Source organism: Streptomyces sp. NPDC006134 (genome assembly GCF_040628835.1).
Classification (GTDB): domain Bacteria; phylum Actinomycetota; class Actinomycetes; order Streptomycetales; family Streptomycetaceae; genus Streptomyces.
This window is the reverse complement of sequence record NZ_JBEXTV010000039.1, coordinates 12,837-29,272: the sequence shown is the minus strand read 5'-3', so window position 1 is coordinate 29,272 and position 16,436 is coordinate 12,837. Positions and strand designations below refer to the sequence as shown.

The 16,436-nt window shown below is 72.3% G+C and carries 14 protein-coding genes; 4 read left to right on the top strand and 10 right to left on the bottom strand.

The annotated features are described in order from the left end of the window. Positions 1 to 2: 2 nt before the first annotated feature. Positions 3 to 1,235 (bottom strand): acetate kinase, encoded by a 1,233-nt coding sequence (locus tag ABZ340_RS24070; RefSeq protein ID WP_358783923.1) that lies wholly within the window; start codon positions 1,233 to 1,235, stop codon positions 3 to 5. Positions 1,236 to 1,264: 29 nt separating this feature from the next. Then, positions 1,265 to 3,373, bottom strand: coding sequence for a phosphate acetyltransferase (pta, locus tag ABZ340_RS24065; RefSeq protein ID WP_358783878.1), 2,109 nt, complete (start codon positions 3,371 to 3,373; stop codon positions 1,265 to 1,267). Positions 3,374 to 3,640: 267 nt separating this feature from the next. On the opposite strand from pta, the gene ABZ340_RS24060 reads away from it, so the two are divergent. After that, positions 3,641 to 4,666, top strand: coding sequence for an ATP-dependent 6-phosphofructokinase (locus tag ABZ340_RS24060; protein WP_358783877.1), 1,026 nt, complete (start codon positions 3,641 to 3,643; stop codon positions 4,664 to 4,666). Here the strand turns inward: ABZ340_RS24060 and ABZ340_RS24055 are convergent. From ABZ340_RS24055 to ABZ340_RS24030, 6 genes are all read right to left on the bottom strand, one after another. Beyond that, entirely contained in the window at positions 4,663 to 5,391 is a 729-nt protein-coding gene (locus ABZ340_RS24055; protein WP_358783876.1) for a helix-turn-helix transcriptional regulator, read from the bottom strand. The genes ABZ340_RS24060 and ABZ340_RS24055 overlap by 4 nt on opposite strands. Before the next feature lie 186 nt (positions 5,392 to 5,577). Next, on the bottom strand, positions 5,578 to 6,447 hold the full coding sequence (locus tag ABZ340_RS24050) for a carbohydrate ABC transporter permease (protein ID WP_358783875.1): 870 nt from the start codon (positions 6,445 to 6,447) through the stop codon (positions 5,578 to 5,580). Between the two features lie 7 nt (positions 6,448 to 6,454). Continuing rightward, positions 6,455 to 7,315, bottom strand: a complete 861-nt coding sequence (locus ABZ340_RS24045; protein ID WP_358783874.1) for a sugar ABC transporter permease — start codon at positions 7,313 to 7,315, stop codon at positions 6,455 to 6,457. Continuing rightward, positions 7,312 to 8,682, bottom strand: a complete 1,371-nt coding sequence (locus tag ABZ340_RS24040) for an extracellular solute-binding protein (RefSeq protein ID WP_358783873.1) — start codon at positions 8,680 to 8,682, stop codon at positions 7,312 to 7,314. The genes ABZ340_RS24045 and ABZ340_RS24040 overlap by 4 nt, the downstream gene beginning before the upstream one ends. A gap of 103 nt (positions 8,683 to 8,785) precedes the next feature. Next, on the bottom strand, positions 8,786 to 8,977 hold the full coding sequence (locus ABZ340_RS24035; RefSeq protein WP_358783872.1) for a hypothetical protein: 192 nt from the start codon (positions 8,975 to 8,977) through the stop codon (positions 8,786 to 8,788). 16 nt (positions 8,978 to 8,993) lie between these two features. Continuing rightward, positions 8,994 to 9,851, bottom strand: coding sequence for a helix-turn-helix transcriptional regulator (locus ABZ340_RS24030; RefSeq protein WP_358783871.1), 858 nt, complete (start codon positions 9,849 to 9,851; stop codon positions 8,994 to 8,996). Between the two features lie 298 nt (positions 9,852 to 10,149). Between ABZ340_RS24030 and ABZ340_RS24025 the strand changes: the two genes are divergently transcribed. Then, entirely contained in the window at positions 10,150 to 10,644 is a 495-nt protein-coding gene (locus ABZ340_RS24025) for an ATP-binding protein (protein WP_358783870.1), read from the top strand. Positions 10,645 to 10,652: 8 nt separating this feature from the next. Here the strand turns inward: ABZ340_RS24025 and ABZ340_RS24020 are convergent, their stop codons facing one another. Continuing rightward, complete coding sequence (locus ABZ340_RS24020; protein WP_358783922.1) at positions 10,653 to 12,617, bottom strand: tetratricopeptide repeat protein; 1,965 nt, start codon at positions 12,615 to 12,617, stop codon at positions 10,653 to 10,655. A gap of 103 nt (positions 12,618 to 12,720) precedes the next feature. Further along, positions 12,721 to 13,575, bottom strand: coding sequence for a 5'-methylthioadenosine/S-adenosylhomocysteine nucleosidase (locus tag ABZ340_RS24015; RefSeq protein WP_358783869.1), 855 nt, complete (start codon positions 13,573 to 13,575; stop codon positions 12,721 to 12,723). A 45-nt stretch (positions 13,576 to 13,620) separates the two neighbouring features. Between ABZ340_RS24015 and ABZ340_RS24010 the strand changes: the two genes are divergently transcribed. Continuing rightward, entirely contained in the window at positions 13,621 to 14,193 is a 573-nt protein-coding gene (locus ABZ340_RS24010) for a hypothetical protein (protein ID WP_358783868.1), read from the top strand. Positions 14,194 to 14,242: 49 nt separating this feature from the next. Then, on the top strand, positions 14,243 to 16,436 hold a 2,194-nt coding region (locus tag ABZ340_RS24005), incomplete at its 3' end, for a tetratricopeptide repeat protein (protein WP_358783867.1).

Genomic DNA, 16,436 nt, shown 5'->3' with positions numbered 1-16,436 from the left:
CCTCAGCTGTTCTTTCCGACCAGCGCGTAGGTCTGCGTCGCGATCTCCAATTCCTCGTCGGTCGGCACCACGGCGACCGCCACCCGGGCGTACTCGGGCGAGATCAGCCGCGGCCCGTCGCCGCGCGCGGCGTTCAGCTCGCCGTCGACCGCCAGGCCCAGCTCCTCCAGGCCCGCCACGGCGGCCTCCCGCACCGGCGCGGCGTTCTCGCCGACCCCGGCCGTGAAGGCGACCGCGTCCACCCGTCCGAGCACGGCGTAATAGGCGCCGATGTACTTCTTCAGACGGTGAATGTAGATGTCGAAGGCGAGCCGCGCCTGTTCGTCACCCTCGTCGATACGGCGGCGGATCTCCCGCATGTCGTTGTCCCCGCACAGGCCGATCAGGCCGCTCTTCTTGTTGAGGAGAGTGTCGATCTCGTCGGCGGACATTCCGCCAACGCGCATCAAATGGAAGATGACGGCCGGGTCCATGTCGCCGGAACGCGTACCCATCACCAGGCCCTCCAAGGGGGTGAGCCCCATGGAGGTGTCCACGCACTTCCCGCCCCGCACGGCGGAGGCGGACGCGCCGTTGCCCAGGTGCAGCACGATCACGTTGACCTCGGACGGGTCCTTGCCGAGCAGCTTCGCCGTGGCCCGGGAGACGTAGGCGTGCGAGGTGCCGTGGAAGCCGTAGCGGCGGATGCGGTGCGCGTCGGCGGTCTCGACGTCGATGGCATAGCGGGCGGCCGACTCCGGCATCGTCGTGTGGAAGGCGGTGTCGAAGACGGCGACCTGCGGCAGGTCCGGGCGGAGCGCCTGCGCGGTGCGGATGCCGGTGAGGTTGGCCGGGTTGTGCAGCGGGGCGACCGGGATGAGCCGCTCGATCTCGGCGAGGACGGCGTCGTCGACGACGGTCGGCTCGGTGAAGTGCTTCCCGCCGTGCACCACCCGGTGCCCGATGGCGGCCAGCTCGGGCGAGTCCAGGCCCAGCCCGTCGGCGGCCAGCTCCTCGGCGACCGCCTCCAGGGCGGCCTTGTGGTCGGCGATCGGGCCGGTGCGCTCCCGGGGCTCGCCGCCGCCGAGCAGCGGGGTGTGCTTGAGCCGGGAGGTCTGCTCGCCGATCCGCTCGACGAGGCCCACCGCCAGCCGGCGCTCGTCGCGCATGTCGAGCAGCTGGTACTTCACCGACGAGGAGCCGGAGTTGAGGACGAGGACCCGGGAAGGGAGGGCCGGGCGGAGCCCGTCGGACAGGGCGGTGGCGGGAGACGGGTGGGTGGAGCTCACTGGGCGGTTGCCTTCTCGCTGGGGGACTGCTGGGCGGGGGCCTGCTGGGCCTGGATCGCCGTGATGGCGACGGTGTTGACGATGTCCTGGACGAGGGCGCCGCGGGACAGGTCGTTGACCGGCTTGCGCAGGCCCTGCAGGACCGGGCCGACGGCGATGGCGCCGGCCGAGCGCTGCACGGCCTTGTAGGTGTTGTTGCCGGTGTTGAGGTCGGGGAAGATCAGCACGGTGGCCTGCCCGGCGACCTCGGAGCCGGGCAGCTTGGTCGCGGCGACGGACGGCTCGACGGCCGCGTCGTACTGGATCGGGCCCTCGATCTTCAGGTCGGGCCGGCGCGCGCGGACGATCTCCGTCGCCTCGCGCACCTTGTCGACGTCCGCGCCGGAGCCGGAGGTGCCGGTGGAGTACGACAGCATCGCGATCCGCGGCTCCACGCCGAACTGGGCGGCGGTGGTGGCGGACTGGACGGCGATGTCGGCGAGCTGCTCGGCGTTCGGGTCGGGGTTGACGGCGCAGTCGCCGTAGACCAGGACCTTGTCGGCCAGGCACATGAAGAACACGGACGACACGATCGAGGCGTCCGGCCGGGTCTTGATGATCTCGAAGGCGGGCCGGATGGTGGCGGCCGTGGAGTGCACGGAGCCCGAGACCATGCCGTCGGCCAGGCCCTCCTGCACCATCAGGGTGCCGAAGTAGTTCACGTCGGAGACGACGTCGTAGGCCAGCTCGACGGTGACGCCCTTGTGGGCGCGCAGGGCGGCGTACTTCTCGGCGAAGCCGTCGCGCAGGTCGCTGGTGGCCGGGTCGATCAGCTGGGAGTCGCCGAGGTCGATGCCGAGGTCGGCGGCCTTCTTGCGGATCTGGTCGACGGGGCCGAGCAGGGTCAGGTCGCACACGCCCCGGCGCAGCAGCACCTCGGCGGCGTGCAGCACGCGCTCCTCGGTGCCCTCGGGCAGCACCACGCGGCGCCTGTCGGAGCGGGCCTGCTCCAGCAGCTTGTGCTCGAACATCATCGGGGTGACCCGGCCGCTGCTGGGCGCGGAGACCCGGCGGGCGAGCTCGGCGGTGTCGGTGTGGCGCTCGAACAGGCCGAGCGCGGTCTCCGCCTTGCGCGGGGTGGCCGCGTTCAGCTTGCCCTCCAGGGAGAACAGCTGCGCGGCGGTGGGGAAGCTGTTGCCGGACACCGACAGCACCGGCGTGCCGGGGGCGAGGCGGGCGGCCAGGGTGAGGATGTCGTCGCCCGGCACCTCGTTCAGGGTGAGCAGCACACCGGCTATCGGCGGGGTGCCGGCGCTGTGCGCGGCCAGCGAGCCGACGACCAGGTCGGCGCGGTCGCCCGGGGTGACGACGAGGCAGCCGGGGGTCAGCGCGCCCAGGAAGTTCGGCAGCATCGCGCCGCCGAAGACGAAGTCGAGCGCGTCGCGGGCGAGCCCGGAGTCGTCGCCGAGGAGCACCTTGGCCTCCAGGGCGTGGGCGATCTGGGCGACCGTCGGCGCGGACAGCGCGGGTTCGTCGGGCAGCACCCAGCACGGCACCGGCAGCCGGGAGACGAGCCGCTCGGCGATCTCGTCCCGGTCCTCGCGGGCGACCCGGTTGGCGACCATGGCCAGGACGTCGCAGCCCAGCCCGTCGTAGGCGCGGAAGGCGTTGCGGGTCTCGGCGAGGACGGACTCGGCGGTCTGCTTGCGCCCGCCGACCACCGGGATCACGGAGGCGCCGAACTCGTTGGCGAGCCGGGCGTTGAGCGCCAGCTCGTCGGGGAGCTGGGTGCCGGCGAAGTCGGTGCCGAGGACGAGCACCACGTCGTAGTCGCGGGCGACCAGGTGGAAGCGGTCCACCAGCGCCGACACCAGCTCGTCCGTGCCCTGTTCGGCCTGGAGGGCGGACGCCTGCCGGTAGTCCATGCCGTACACGGTCGCCGGGTCCTGCGACAGCCGGTAGCGGGCGCGCAGCAGCTCGAAGAGGCGGTCGGGCCCGTCGTGGACGAGGGGGCGGAAGACGCCGACCCGGTCGACCTGCCGGGTGAGGAGTTCCATGACCCCCAGTTCGACGACCTGGCGGCCGTCGCCGCGGTCGATACCGGTCACGTACACGCTGCGCGTCACGCGTGCTCTCCGTTTCGTCTGAGGGACACCCTGCGAGACGACATTGTCCGACGGGTACCGTTTCGTGCACAAAAATCGCCCACCGAGGTGAGCGGAACCCTCTTGACAATACCTCTGCCGACAGATAAGGCGCCTGTCAGTGGCGGAGGGGAGGGGGCGAAGAGGGGCACACCGGGGTGGACGAGGCGTAATCGGCACCGTCCCGGGGGACGTGAAAGAATCGAAGCCGGCTCACCGGTGTCAACAGCGAGCAGGAGACAGAGCACGATGCGTATCGGAGTCCTCACCGCAGGCGGCGACTGCCCCGGCCTGAACGCAGTGATCCGGTCGGTCGTGCACCGAGCGGTCGCCCAGTACGACGACGAGGTCATCGGTTTCGAGGACGGTTACGCCGGTCTGCTGGACGGCCGCTACCGCACCCTCGACCTGAACGCGGTCAGCGGCATCCTGGCCCGCGGCGGCACCATCCTCGGCTCCTCCCGCCTGGAGCGCGACCGGCTGCGCGAGGCGTGTGAGAACGCCGCCGACATCGCCCGCGACTTCGGCATCGACGCGCTCATCCCGATCGGCGGCGAGGGCACGCTCACGGCGGCCCGGATGCTGTCGGAGGCGGGTCTGCCGGTGGTCGGCGTGCCGAAGACCATCGACAACGACATCTCCTCCACCGACCGCACCTTCGGCTTCGACACCGCCGTCGGCGTCGCCACGGAGGCGATGGACCGCCTGAAGACCACCGCCGAGTCCCACCAGCGGGTCATGGTCGTGGAGGTCATGGGCCGCCACGCGGGCTGGATCGCCCTGGAGTCCGGCATGGCGGCCGGCGCGCACGGCATCTGCCTGCCCGAGCGGCCCTTCGACCCCGCCGACCTGGTGAAGATGGTCGAGGAGCGCTTCGCCCGCGGCAAGAAGTTCGCGGTCATCTGCGTCGCCGAGGGCGCCCACCCCGCCGACGGCACCATGGACTACGGCAAGGGCGCGATCGACCAGTACGGCCACGAGCGCTTCCAGGGCATCGGCACGGCGCTGGCGCACGAGCTGGAGAAGCGGCTCGGCAAGGAGGCCAAGCCGGTCATCCTCGGCCACGTCCAGCGCGGCGGCACGCCGACCGCGTACGACCGGGTGCTCGCCACCCGCTTCGGCTGGCACGCGGTGGAGGCCGCGCACCGCGGCGAGTTCGGGAAGATGACCGCGCTGCGCGGCACCGACATCGTGATGGTGCCGCTGGCGGAGGCGGTCACCGAGCTGAAGACCGTGCCGAAGAACCGGATGGACGAGGCCGAGTCGGTCTTCTAGCCCCCGGCGTTCCCTGTCTCGGCCGCCCGCCCCTCGGCCGCCGCCCAGAAGTGCTCGGCGATCCGGTCGAGGAAGGCGCGCCCGGAGTCGCTGGAGTCGCCGCTGCCGCCGCCCCAGCCGAGGGTGGCGGCCATGCGGCCCTGGTAGTCCCGGTGCAGCCGCCGCAGGACGCCCTCCAGCACCGGCCGGTCCAGCGGCACCACCTTGGCGACCGGGCGGACGTACGCCTGCCAGCGGGTGGTCACGGCGCTGCGCAGCAGCTCGGCGAGCTCGCCGTCGCGGCCCGTGACGGCGACGAGGTCCGGCAGGGCGAGGCCGAGCGCCTCGGCCAGCGCGGCCGTCTGGCGGTCGGTGCCCCGCCAGGTGTCCGTCTCCTCCGCCCGCAGATAGGCGCGCGGCTCCATCCCGATCGCGCGGGCGACGTCCTGGGGCGCGAGTCCGCGGGCGACGCGGTGCTCGCGCAGGGTCCGGGGCCGGCCGATGAGGTCGCCGGGCGAACACCACAGCACCCCGGCCAGGGCGGTGAGTTCGGGGCCGGTCGGGTGGGCGGTCCCGCGTTCCCAGGCGACGACGAGGCCGGGGGTGACGTGCGGGAGCCCGTACAGGACGCGCATGCCGTGGGCGACGTGCTCGGGCCCCATGCCGAGGCCGGCGCGGAGCCGGCGGGCGGCGGGGGCGCTGAACGGAGGACCGGACGGGTCCGGCCGGGGGGTGGGCTGGTGCACGGCCACACCGTAGGGGCGCGGGGCCGGGGTGACTACGGGCTGTTCGGCCAGGATCACGGATTGTAGGAAGGTACGGTTCCGGCCACTCGCGCAGGCGTACGGTCCTGGTGGCTCGCGCAGGCGTACGGCTCCGGTGGCTCGCGCAGGCGTACGGCCTCGGTGGCTTGCACAGGCGTACGGTCCCGGTCACCCCTTCACCGCCCCGCCCAGCGCGAAGCCGCCGCCCAGCCGTCGTGCGATCAGGACGTACAGCAGGATCACCGGCGTCGAGTAGACGACCGAGAAGGCGGCGAGCTGCCCGTAGGCGACCATGCCGCGGTTGCCGAAGAACTCGTTGATGCCGACCGACGCGGGCATCCGGTCCGGGGTGAGCAGCAGCATGAAGGGGACGAAGAAGTTGCCCCACATCATCACGAACGAGAACACGGTCACCACCGCCACGCCCGGCCCCATCAGCGGCAGCACGATCCGCAGCAGGGACTGCCGGGTGGACGCGCCGTCGGTCCAGGCCGCCTCCTCCAGCTCCTTCGGCACCCCGTCCATGAAGTTCTTCATCAGCCAGATCGCGAAGGGAAGCTGGGAGGCGGCGAAGAACAGCACCGTCCCCCGCAGGGTGTCGATCAGGTCGACCTGCACGAACAGCGCGTACACCGGCACCATGACCGCGGTGATCGGCAGGCCGGTGGCGAACAGGATCGTCAGCAGGAACGGCCGGTTGAGCCGGGACCGGAACCGTGAGAGCGGATAGGCCGCCAGCACCGCGCAGACGACGGTGAGGGCGGTGCCGCCGCCGCACAGGACCAGGCTGTTGAGCAGCGGCCGGAAGGTGACGTCCTCGGTGAGGATCGCGTCGAAGTTGCCGAAGGTGAGACCGTCCGGGGCCTTCACGGTGAGGTCGGCGTGCGGATCGACGGACGAGAGCACCACCCAGGCGAGGGGGAGGCAGAAGGCCGCAGCGACGAGCAGCAGGCAGATGTCGGCGGCGACACGGCGGGAGGTACCGCGGGAGACGCGGCGGGACGCAGGGCGCGTGACGCGGGTGCGGGTGCGGGTCATGGGCGTCTCACACCTCCGTCCGCAGCAGGCGCAGGTAGACGACGGAGAAGAGCGCGCCGACGAGCAGCAGCAGAAGCGCCACCGCCGTGCCGTAGCCGATCATGCTGTTCTGGAACGCCTGCTCGTACATGAACAGCGGCAGCGTCTGGCTCTTGTCCCCGGGCCCGCCCCGGGTCATCACCCAGATCAGCCCGAAGACGGACAGGGTCTGGAGGGTGTTGAGCATCAGGTTGGTCCCGATGGAGCGCCGGATCATCGGCAGCGTGACGTGCCACAGCCGCCGCCAGCCGCCCGCCCCGTCGACCTCGGCCGCCTCGGTGATCTCCTTCGGTATCTCCTGGAGGGCGGCCGAGTAGACGAGCATCGAGAAGGCGGTGCCGCGCCAGACGTTGGCGAAGGACACGGCGAGGATCGGCAGCGTGAACAGCCAGTTCTGGCGCGGCAGATGGAGCGCGTCGAGGACGGCGTTGAGGGTGCCCTCCCGGCGGAAGAAGGCGTAGAGGAGGAAACCGGCGACCACCTCGGGCAGCACCCACGCGGTGATGACGATGCCGCCGGTGAGCGTACGGACCGGTTTGGACGCGCGCTGCATGAGCGAGGCGAGGGCCAGCCCGAGCGTGTTCTGCCCGATGAGCGACGACAGCACGGTGAAGACGAGCGTCAGCCATACGGCGTTGAGGAACCCCTCGTCGGTGAAGGCGGTACGGAAGTTGTCCAGGCCGACGAAGGAGGAGTGCGCCTGGCCGGTGAGCTGGAGGTCGGTGAAGGCGATGTAGACGCAGTAGGCGATGGGCCCGGCGAGGAAGAGCAGCAGCAGGACGACGGCGGGGGTGAGGGGAAGGGCGCGGGCCAGGGTGCGCCGGGTCACCGCTGGACCACGCGGTCGTCGGTGACCTCCCGCAGCGTCTCGTCGTATCCGGCGGCGGCCTCCTCGACGGACAGATCACCGGTGGTGACCCCCTCCATCGCCTCCTGGACGGCCGTGGACACCTTCGGGTACGCCGGGTAGGCGGGCCGGTAGTGGGTGAAGGCGACGAGACCGGTGAAGAACTCGATGCCGGGCTGCGCGCCGGCGTAGGACGGATCGGCCGCCACGTCCTTCCGTACCGCGATCCCGGAGTTGGCGACGTACCACTTCTTGGCGTTCGCCTTGGTCTGCATCGTCTTGATGAACTCGAAGGCCAGATCGGGATTGCCGGCCTTCGCGGGGATCGCCCAGGTCCAGCCGCCGGACATGCTCACCTTGCCGGGCGCCTGCCCGTGCTGCGTCGGCATGTAGGCCAGCCCCAGCTTCTGCGACCACTGGGGCCACTCGTGCCCGCTGCCCGGCAGCCAGTCCTGCGGGAGCCAGGAGCCGTCGAGCGCGATGCCGAGCTTGCCCTTGGGCAGCAGATCGCCGCGGACGATGGTCTGGATGTTGGGGTCGAGGGCGGTGGCGACGTCGGGGCCGAGCTTCTCGTCGTAGACGGTGTGGACGAAGCGGAGGGCGTCCTTGAAGCCGTCGCTGCCGGTGACCCACTTCTTGCTCGTCTCGTCGTAGAGCGGATCGGTCGTGCCGTCGCCGGTCCCGTACAGCAGCATCTGGAAGCCCTGCATGGTGGCGGCCTCACCGGCGGGCTTGCCGGTGTAGACGTTGAGGGGCGTCACGCCGGGCACCTTGGCCTTGATCGTCCGGGCCGCGTCGAGGATGTCGTCCCAGGTCTTCGGCTGCCAGGGGGTGGGGATGCCGGCCTTGGCGAAGACGCCCTTGTCGTACCAGAGCCCGCGGGCGTCGGTGCCGTCCGGGACGCCGTACGTCTTCCCGTCCTCCCCGCGGGCCGCCGCCTTGGCCGTGTCGATGAACTGGTCCCAGTCCGGCCACTTGGCGAGGTAGGCGTCGAGGGGTTTGAGGTACCCGCTGGTGATGTCGCTGTTGACGAGGAAGGTGTCCTCGTAGACCAGGTCCGGGGCCGTCTTCGGGGAACGCAGCATCTGCTGGACCTTGGTGTAGTACTCCGAGTCCGGGGCCTTGATGGGGACCAGCTCCACCTTCTTGCCCGGGTGGCTCTTCTCGAACTGCCTTTTGATGTCGGCCAGATAGTCGTCCATCACGCGGATGGAATTGTCCGTCGACTGCTTGAAGGAGACCTTCACGGTGTCCGGGTCGCCGCCGCTGCCGCCGCCGCAGGCGGTGAGAGCGGTGGCGGCGAGGAGGACGGGGAGGAGGAGAGTGGCTGCGGTGGGGCGCACGGGCATGACCTCCAGGCGGCGCACGTCGTTGTGGCGTGGAGATGACTGCCGTGTGAACGTAGGAGCGCCGGTCTGGTCAGGTCAAGGGGACCGTGCCCCCGCCGCTTCCCTAGAGGAGGTGGTCGACCTCTCCGGCCTTCACGGCGCGGATGAGTGCGCGGAGGGCTTCGTGGGAGTCGACGAGGGGGTGGTCTTCCTGTCCGGCGATGGCGATGTAGGCGTTGCCGGTGGGGTCGGTGCCTATGCGGAAGCAGTTGTTGCCCTCGGCGCAGAAGGGCTCTTCCCAGGTGATGTCGGCCATGACGTCTCCTCTCCGGTCAGAGTCGGCGGGCGATCGAGTGGATCAGTTCCCGCGAGTCCTTGGGGCTCAGCGTATGCGCGTGCCACCAGTCCAGATGGGCCCGGTACTTGTCCAGTTGGGCCTCGGCGTACGTGAACTCGCCGCCGTGCGCGGAATCCAGCTGCACGGTGTCCAGTTGGGGAACGGCGCCGTGCGCGTAGAGCACGGCATGTCCCGCGCCCGGGAACGCCCCTGCCTCGACGGGGAGGACCCGTAGCTCGACGTGGGGCCGCTCGGACACCTCGCACAGGTGGAAGAGCTGCTCCCGCATGGTGCGGCGACCCCCGAACTGCATGCGCAGGGCCCACTCGTGCACGTACGCGACGTAGTCCACAGGGGACGGCTGCTCGCGGTCGAGCACCTGCTGCCGACGCAGTCGCTGAACGACGCGGAGTTCGACCTCCGAGGGCGGCAGGGCCGGGAGCGCGGCGGCGAAGATGGCGCGGGCGTACTCGCCGATTTGCAGGAGCCCTGGGACGTGCACGGTCTGATAGCTGCGCAGCCGCGTGGCGAACCACTCCAGCTCCGCGACGTCCAGCAGCCCTTGCGGCAGCGCACCCCTGAACTGGTGCCACCATCCCCGCGGGCGGGGGTCGGCCATTGCGACCAGAGCATCGATGTACGCCTCGTCCGAGCACTCGTAGTTGCTGGCGAGTATCCGAATGCGGTCCGGCGAGATGGCGCGGACCCCCGCTTCCATGTTGGACACCTTCGTGCGGTCCAGTCCCAGCAGTCCGGCGGCGTACTCCGTGTTCCGCCCCGCCGCAAGCCGCATCCTGCGCAGCTCGGCGCCCAGCCGCTTCTGACGTTCCGTCGGTGCGGGCCTTGTCGGCATCGCTGCCCTTTCTCCCCGGCGAATCGGGGCCAGTCTGCACCGCGCAGGGGCCTTCGGTCCAACCCGTTGGAGGCAATTGAGGAGAGTATGTGGCACACGTTCCCTACTTTTCTCTACAGTCGGTGATGAGCCGCTTACCGACCGGCGCCGCCGGAAGTGCATCGCGCGAGCCTGCCCGCGTCCTCCTTCCCCGGGAGGGGCGGGCCCGCGCCGGGGAGACGGGCCACCGGCGTCGGTCGAGTCGCCGGCTCATCGGATCGCGTCACACACCACACCTCACCTCACGAAGGAGTCGCCCGTGTCCGCATCGGTCACCGTCTCGGCCTGCCCCCTGTCCGGCGACGATCGGCAGGCGCCGCCACCGTCTCCCGACGCACTCGCCTACAGCTTCACGTTGCCCCCTGGTCCGGCCAGTCCCCGCATCGCCCGTGCGGTCACGCGGGTCGCGCTCCAGACGCACGGGCTGGCCGACGTGACGGACGCGGTGGTGCAGGTGGTCGGCGAACTCGCCGCATGTGCTTACCGGTTCACGCCCGACGGTGAGGTGTACGTGTCCCTGCGGTACCGGGACGGGGAGGTACGGGTGATCTTCTACGACGGGCATGCGCGGCATGCGCATCCCCGGCTGGCGGCGGCCTGCGATGCCCGGCGGCGGGCGGCGCTGCGGGTGCTCGGGTGCGTGGTGCGGGCCTGCGAGGGGGAGTGGGGGTTCGGGGAGGCTCGGGAGCCCGGGGGTGGGACGCGGATGTGGGCGGTGGTGCCTTGGCGGGGGGCTCGGGGGTATGGGGGGTAGGGGGGGCGCTATTCCGGTAGTGCGGCGGCTTGGGCGCGGGCGTCGGCGGCTTCGGTGGGGGCGTTGGCGCGGGTGTAGGCGTCGGCGGCCTGGAGCCAGTAAGCGCGGGCGTCGGCGGGGCGGTCGGCGTCCTCGTGGGCGAGGGCCAGATTTGCGAGGGTCTGGCCCGCCCCGTACCAGTCCTCGAACTCCCGGAATATCTCCAGGGCCTTGCCGTGCGCCTCGATCGCCTCCTCCACCTGGCCCGCCTCCTCCAGGGCGACGCCGAGGTTGTTCCACGCCCTGGCCTCGCCGTGGCGGTCCCCGGCGGCCTGGGACAGGTCGAGGGCGCGTGTGTGGGCGTCGAGCGCCTCCACCGCCCGGCCCGCCTCCGCCAGGGCGATGCCGAGGTTGTTCCACGCCCTGGCCTCGCCGTGGCGGTCCCCGGCGGCCTGGGACAGGTCGAGGTCGCGAGTATGGGCGTCGATCGCCTCCTCCGCCCGGCCCGCCTTCCGCAGGGCGAGGCCGAGGTTGTTCCACGCCATGGCCTCGTTGCGGCGGTCCCCGGCGGCCTGACACACGGCGAGGTCACGGGTGTGGGCGTCGATCGCCTCCTCCACCCGGCCCGCCTCCCGCAGGGCGAGGCCGAGGTTGTTCCACGCCATGGCCTCGTCGTGGCGGTTCCCGGCGCGGTGTGCGGCCTCCTGAGCGGCACGGCTGACCGTGATCAAGTCGTCGAAGTACCGCCTCCAGTGGAGATACGTCCACAGGCACAGCGCCAGCCTCACCGCCGTGTCCGCGTACCGCTCCTCCCGCGCCCACAACGCCGCCGCCACCAGCCCCGCCCGCTCCGAGTCCAGCCACGCCAACGCCTGCCCCCGGTCCACGAACCGCTCCGGCTCCACCATCCCCGGCAACCACGCCAACCGGTCATCGGCCGCATCCGCCCACCGGTAATAGAACCCCAGCACCCGCTCCCGCGCCGCTTCCCCCTCCTCCCGCAACCCGGCATTCCCCGCCCCGACACCCGCCCCGAACACCCGCACCAGGTCATGCACCCGCCACCGCACAGCGGCAGCCGCCCCGTTGCCACCCCGCACCACCGTGACGAGATACGACGCGGCCAGCTCCTCCAGCAGCGCCACCGCAGACTTCACGTCGAGGTCGGCCAGTGCCGCGATCGCCTCCGTCCCCGTCTCCGCCCCCGGCGCCAGGCACAGCAGCCGCAGCAGCCGGGCCTGCTCGGCCGGCAGCCGGCGGTACGAGGTCTCCAGCACGGGGCGCAGCGCGAGCGACCGCCCGTACAGGTCCGTTCCGGGGCTGCCGCCGTCGAGGAAGGCCGCCGCGTCCCCGGCCTCCCGGATGTCGGTCACCAGGGAAGCGATGTCCCGGTGCCGTCGCCGGCGCAGCATGCCCGCGGCGATGTGCAGGGCCAGGGGCAGGTGACCGCAGAGGTCGGCCAGTTCGCGCAGGGCGTCCGGCTCGCGCGCCGGGCGGTCGTCGCGTTCGTCGGTGTCGTACAGGGCCCGCGTCACCAGGGCCACGGAGTCGTCCGGTGCGAGTGTCTCCAGGTCGATGAGCCGCACCGCGAGGGAGTCGGGCCGGTCACGGGACGTGATCAGCACCCGGTGGTGGTCCGTGCCGGGCAGCAGCGGCAGGTACTGGGACGGGGCCGACGCGTTGTCCAGGATCAGCAGCGTCCGGTCCCGCCGGCCGGCGAGCAGCGCGCGGTACGCGTCGTACTGCCGCTCCGCCGTCGGCGGCAGGTCCCGGTCCCGTACGCCGAGCGCGTCCAGCAGCGCCAGGACCGCCTGGTCGGCCGTGACCGGATCGTCGTCGTATCCGCGCAGGTCGACGAAGAGCGTGCCGCCGGGGAACCAGCCCTGCCCGCACGCCCGGTGCGCCGCCTCCACCGCCAGGGCCGTCTTGCCGATGCCGCCCATGCCGGTGACGGCGGAGATCAGGACGGCGGAGTCGGCGGAGTCCGGCGCCAGGCGGGGGAGGAGGCGGTCCAGTTCCGCCGTACGGCCGGTGAAGCCCGGTGGGCGGGGCGGCAGCGTGGCCGTCGCCCGCGGGACCGGGCCGTGACCGGTACCCCTACCGCTGTTCCCCGCCCTTCCCGGTGACCGGTCCGAGGAAGACCCCGCCCCGGAAGTCGATGTGGTCGCCTCCGTAGTGGGCGCCGCCCGCTTGGGGGCCCTCCTCGGAGTCGCCGCCCGCGCCCCTCGGCCGTTGCTTGCGCAGGACGGCGACGGCCACCCGCGCCGCCTGCGCGGCGGCCAGTTCCTGTGAGCCCGAGGCGTCCGCCGCGGCCTTCCCGGGGTCGGCGTGGTCGCTGATGCCGCGGATGACGAGCGCGTCCAACGAGCCGTTGACCAGGGCGGCATGGGCCGCGCCGGAGCCTTCCATCTCGATGGCGTACGCGTCGTTGTAGGTACGGCGGATGAAGTCGGCCAGCGCCGATCTGTCGTCGGCCAGGACCACGTCCCCGGCCGCGATCGGTTTGCGGTGACCCCGGATGTCCTTCAGCTCCCGCAGCGCCGAGCGCGCCGTCTGCACCAGGCGGTGGGAGCCGTGCCAGACCTCGGGGCGAGCGTGGAAGCCCTCCGGGGTCTGCTTGCCGCCCTGGAAGGCGTACACCTTCGTCCCGACGACGACGTCCCCGATTTCCAGGTCTGCCTTCAGCCCGCCCGCGACTCCGACGAAGAGCAGCACTTCCGGGCGCAGCCATTCCACGAGCTGCGTCGCGAGTGTCGCCGTGTTCAGGGCGCCCTCGCCGAGCTCCGCGACCGCCACCCGCCAGGCCGTGCCGCCGAGCCGGCCGATCTCCACGCGGGTCCCGTTGCGGTGCACGTCTTCCTCGGGGTCCGTCAGGTGGGCGGCCACGGCGTCGTACTCCACCGGCAGCGCGGTGAGGACGACGGCGGTGGCGGTGTGCTGCGGCTCGGGCATCTGCCTAAGGTACTGCCAAGCCGATGGGGGAGGGGGACGATCACCGTGGCCGAACACGACGTCAGCGTGGGGCAGTTGCTGCTCGCCGAGTACCAGAGCGTGAAGGACGAGCAGAAGGCGCGGATCGGGTTCCGCGACAACCTGCTGTACGTCACGCTGGCCGTGGTCGCCGCCGTCATCGCCGCCGCGGCGCAGGCCAAGCAGCCGGCGATGCTGCTGGCGCTGCCGCCGGTGTGTGTCGTCCTCGGGTGGACGTACCTGGTCAACGACGAGAAGATCTCCGCGATCGGGCTGTACGTGCGGGACGAGCTGGGGCCCCGGCTGGCGGCCCAGGCCGCCGCGGCCGGTGGTGGCGGCGCGGACTTCTCGACCTTCGGCTGGGAGGCGTACCACCGGCGCGACGCGCGCCGCAGGTCCCGCAAGGCGATCCAATGCGTCGTGGACCTGGTCGCCTTCTGCGTCGTACCGATCGCCGCGCTCGCCGTGTTCTGGGCGAGCGGGGACGCCGGTGCGCTGCTCCTCGCCCTGTCGGTGGTGGAAGCGCTCGTGGTGGTGGGGCTCGGGGCGCAGGTGGTGCTGTACACCAAGCCGGCGAGACCGCCTCTGACCGGCCCGTGACGCCGTACCGTTGACCCACGACCGGGACGCGGTGGGGGAGCAGGGAAGCATGAGAGCGGCGTTGCTTGCGGCACTGGCCGAGGGCGCGGGCGGGGATGCCGGGCGCAAGGCGGTGGAGGAGCTGGCGCGGGCGGTCGGCCTGGATGCCGGGGCTCCGGTCCGGGAGCTGGCCCGGGCGGCGGAGGACCCGGCGCGGTGGGACGCCGTACGGGCGTGGGGGGAACGGCTCGCCGGGCTGCTGGGCGGCGAGCCCGGCGTCGCCGGGGCCATGGCGCGGGCCATGGAGGAGCACGCGCCGGGCAGCACGGCGACCTGGTACCGCGGTGACCACACCGACTTCCGCGGCGGTGTCTTCCTGCGGGAGGCCGTCGGCGTGCAGATCGTCATCCAGTCGGGCGGCGCCGCCACGCCGGAGGCCCTCGCCGGGCTGCCGCCCCGGCCGGGCGGCTTCACCGGGCGCGTCGCGGAGACCGACGCCCTGCTCGCGGCGCTGGATCCGGCGGCCCCGAGCCCGGCGGCCGTGCTGGTCGCCGCCGTCTCCGGGCTCGGCGGCATCGGCAAGACCGCGCTGGCCGTGGAGACCGCGTATGCGGCGTGTGCGCGGGGGTGGTTCCCGGGCGGGGTTCTCTTCGTCGACCTGCACGGGTACGACGCCGAGCCGGTGACCGCCGACCGGGGCCTCCAGACCCTGCTGCGGGCGCTAGGGGTGCGGCCCGAGGACCTTCCGGCCACGGCGGACGAGCGGGGGGTGCTGTACCGGTCGGTGCTGGCCGAACGGGCGCGCGAGCGCGGGCCGGTGCTGATCCTCGCGGACAACGCCTCGTCCCCGGAACAGGTACGGCCCCTGCTCCCCGGCGACACCCGGCACCGCGTCCTCGTCACCTCACGCGACCGGCTGCCACAGCTGGGGGCACGCCTCGTGGCCTTGGACGAGCTGACCCCGGCGGAGGCGTACGGGCTGCTCGACCGCGCCCTGCGCATCGCCGACCCGGACGACACCCGCATCGCCGACGCCCCCGACGCCGCCGAGCGACTGGCGGGCCTCTGCGGACACCTGCCGCTCGCCCTCCAGATCGCCGCCGCGCTGCTGGCGGAGGACCCGGACAAGCCGGTGACCGAGCTGGTGGCGGAACTGGCGGAGTCCCACGACCGCCTCGACGACCTCTACGACGGCGAGCGCAGCGTCCGCGCCGCGTTCGAACTGTCGTACCGCCGGCTGCCGCCCGAGCAGGCCCGGCTGCTGCGGCTCCTGGCCCTCGCGCCGGGGCCGGAGGCGAGCGAGGAGGTGATCGCCGCGCTGGTCGGTGCCGAGGCGTCGCCTGTGCGGGAGCTGAGGGCACTGGCACGGGCCCACCTCGTGGAGCGGGGGAGTGGGCGGGGGTGGTGGCGGATGCATGACCTGGTGCGGGTGTTCGGGGCGGGTGTCGTGGCCGGGGATCCGGGATTGCGGGAGGAGGGGGAGGCGGCGCGGGAGCGGGTGCTGGGGTTCTATGACCGGTGGGCGACTGCGGCTGATGACCGGTTGCGGTGGTTGCCGGGGATGGTGGAGCCGGAGCGGTTCGTTGACCGGGGGCAGGCGTTGGCGTGGCTGGACTCGGAGCGGGCGGGGCTGGTGGCGGCGGCGTTGTGGGCGCGGGAGGAGCGGTACGCGGGCACGGCGGTGCGGCTGGCGCTGCGTCTGTGGACGTATCTCGACTGGCGGCGGTACTTCGACGACTTGATCACGGTCAGCCGTGCCGCTCAGGAGGCCGCACATCGCGCCGGGGACCGCCACGGCGAGACCGCCGCGTGGAACAGCCTCGGCGTCGCCCTGGGGGAGACGGGTCGGGTGGAGGAGGCGATCGACGCCCACATCCGCGCCCGCGACCTGTTCCAGTCCGTCGGGGACCGCCACCGCGAGGCCGGGGCGTGGAACAACCTCGGCCTCGTCCTGCGGAGGGCGGGTCGGGTGGAGGAGGCGATCGACGCCCTCACCCGCGCCCGCGACCTGTTCCAGTCCGTCGGGGACCGCCACCGCGAGGCCATGGCGTGGAACAACCTCGGCAGCGCCCTGCGGGTGGCGGGCCGGGTGGAGGAGGCGATCGACGCCCACACCCGCGCCCGCGACCTGTTCCAGTCCGTCGGGGACCGCCACCGCGAGGCCATGACGTGGAACAACCTCGGCAGCGCCCTGCGGGTGGCGGGCCGGGTGGAGGAGGCGATCGACGCCCACACCCGCGCCCGCGACCTGTTCCAGTCCGTCT

Excerpts from the sequence above, each read along its gene's own strand:
- ABZ340_RS24015 (WP_358783869.1), bottom strand. The coding sequence starts at position 13,575 with ATGCCCGAGCCGCAGCACACCGCCACCGCCGTCGTCCTCACCGCGCTG.
- ABZ340_RS24030 (WP_358783871.1), bottom strand. The coding sequence starts at position 9,851 with ATGCCGACAAGGCCCGCACCGACGGAACGTCAGAAGCGGCTGGGCGCC.
- ABZ340_RS24060 (WP_358783877.1), top strand. The coding sequence starts at position 3,641 with ATGCGTATCGGAGTCCTCACCGCAGGCGGCGACTGCCCCGGCCTGAAC.
- ABZ340_RS24035 (WP_358783872.1), bottom strand. The coding sequence starts at position 8,977 with ATGGCCGACATCACCTGGGAAGAGCCCTTCTGCGCCGAGGGCAACAAC.
- ABZ340_RS24050 (WP_358783875.1), bottom strand. The coding sequence starts at position 6,447 with ATGACCCGCACCCGCACCCGCGTCACGCGCCCTGCGTCCCGCCGCGTC.
- ABZ340_RS24040 (WP_358783873.1), bottom strand. The coding sequence starts at position 8,682 with ATGCCCGTGCGCCCCACCGCAGCCACTCTCCTCCTCCCCGTCCTCCTC.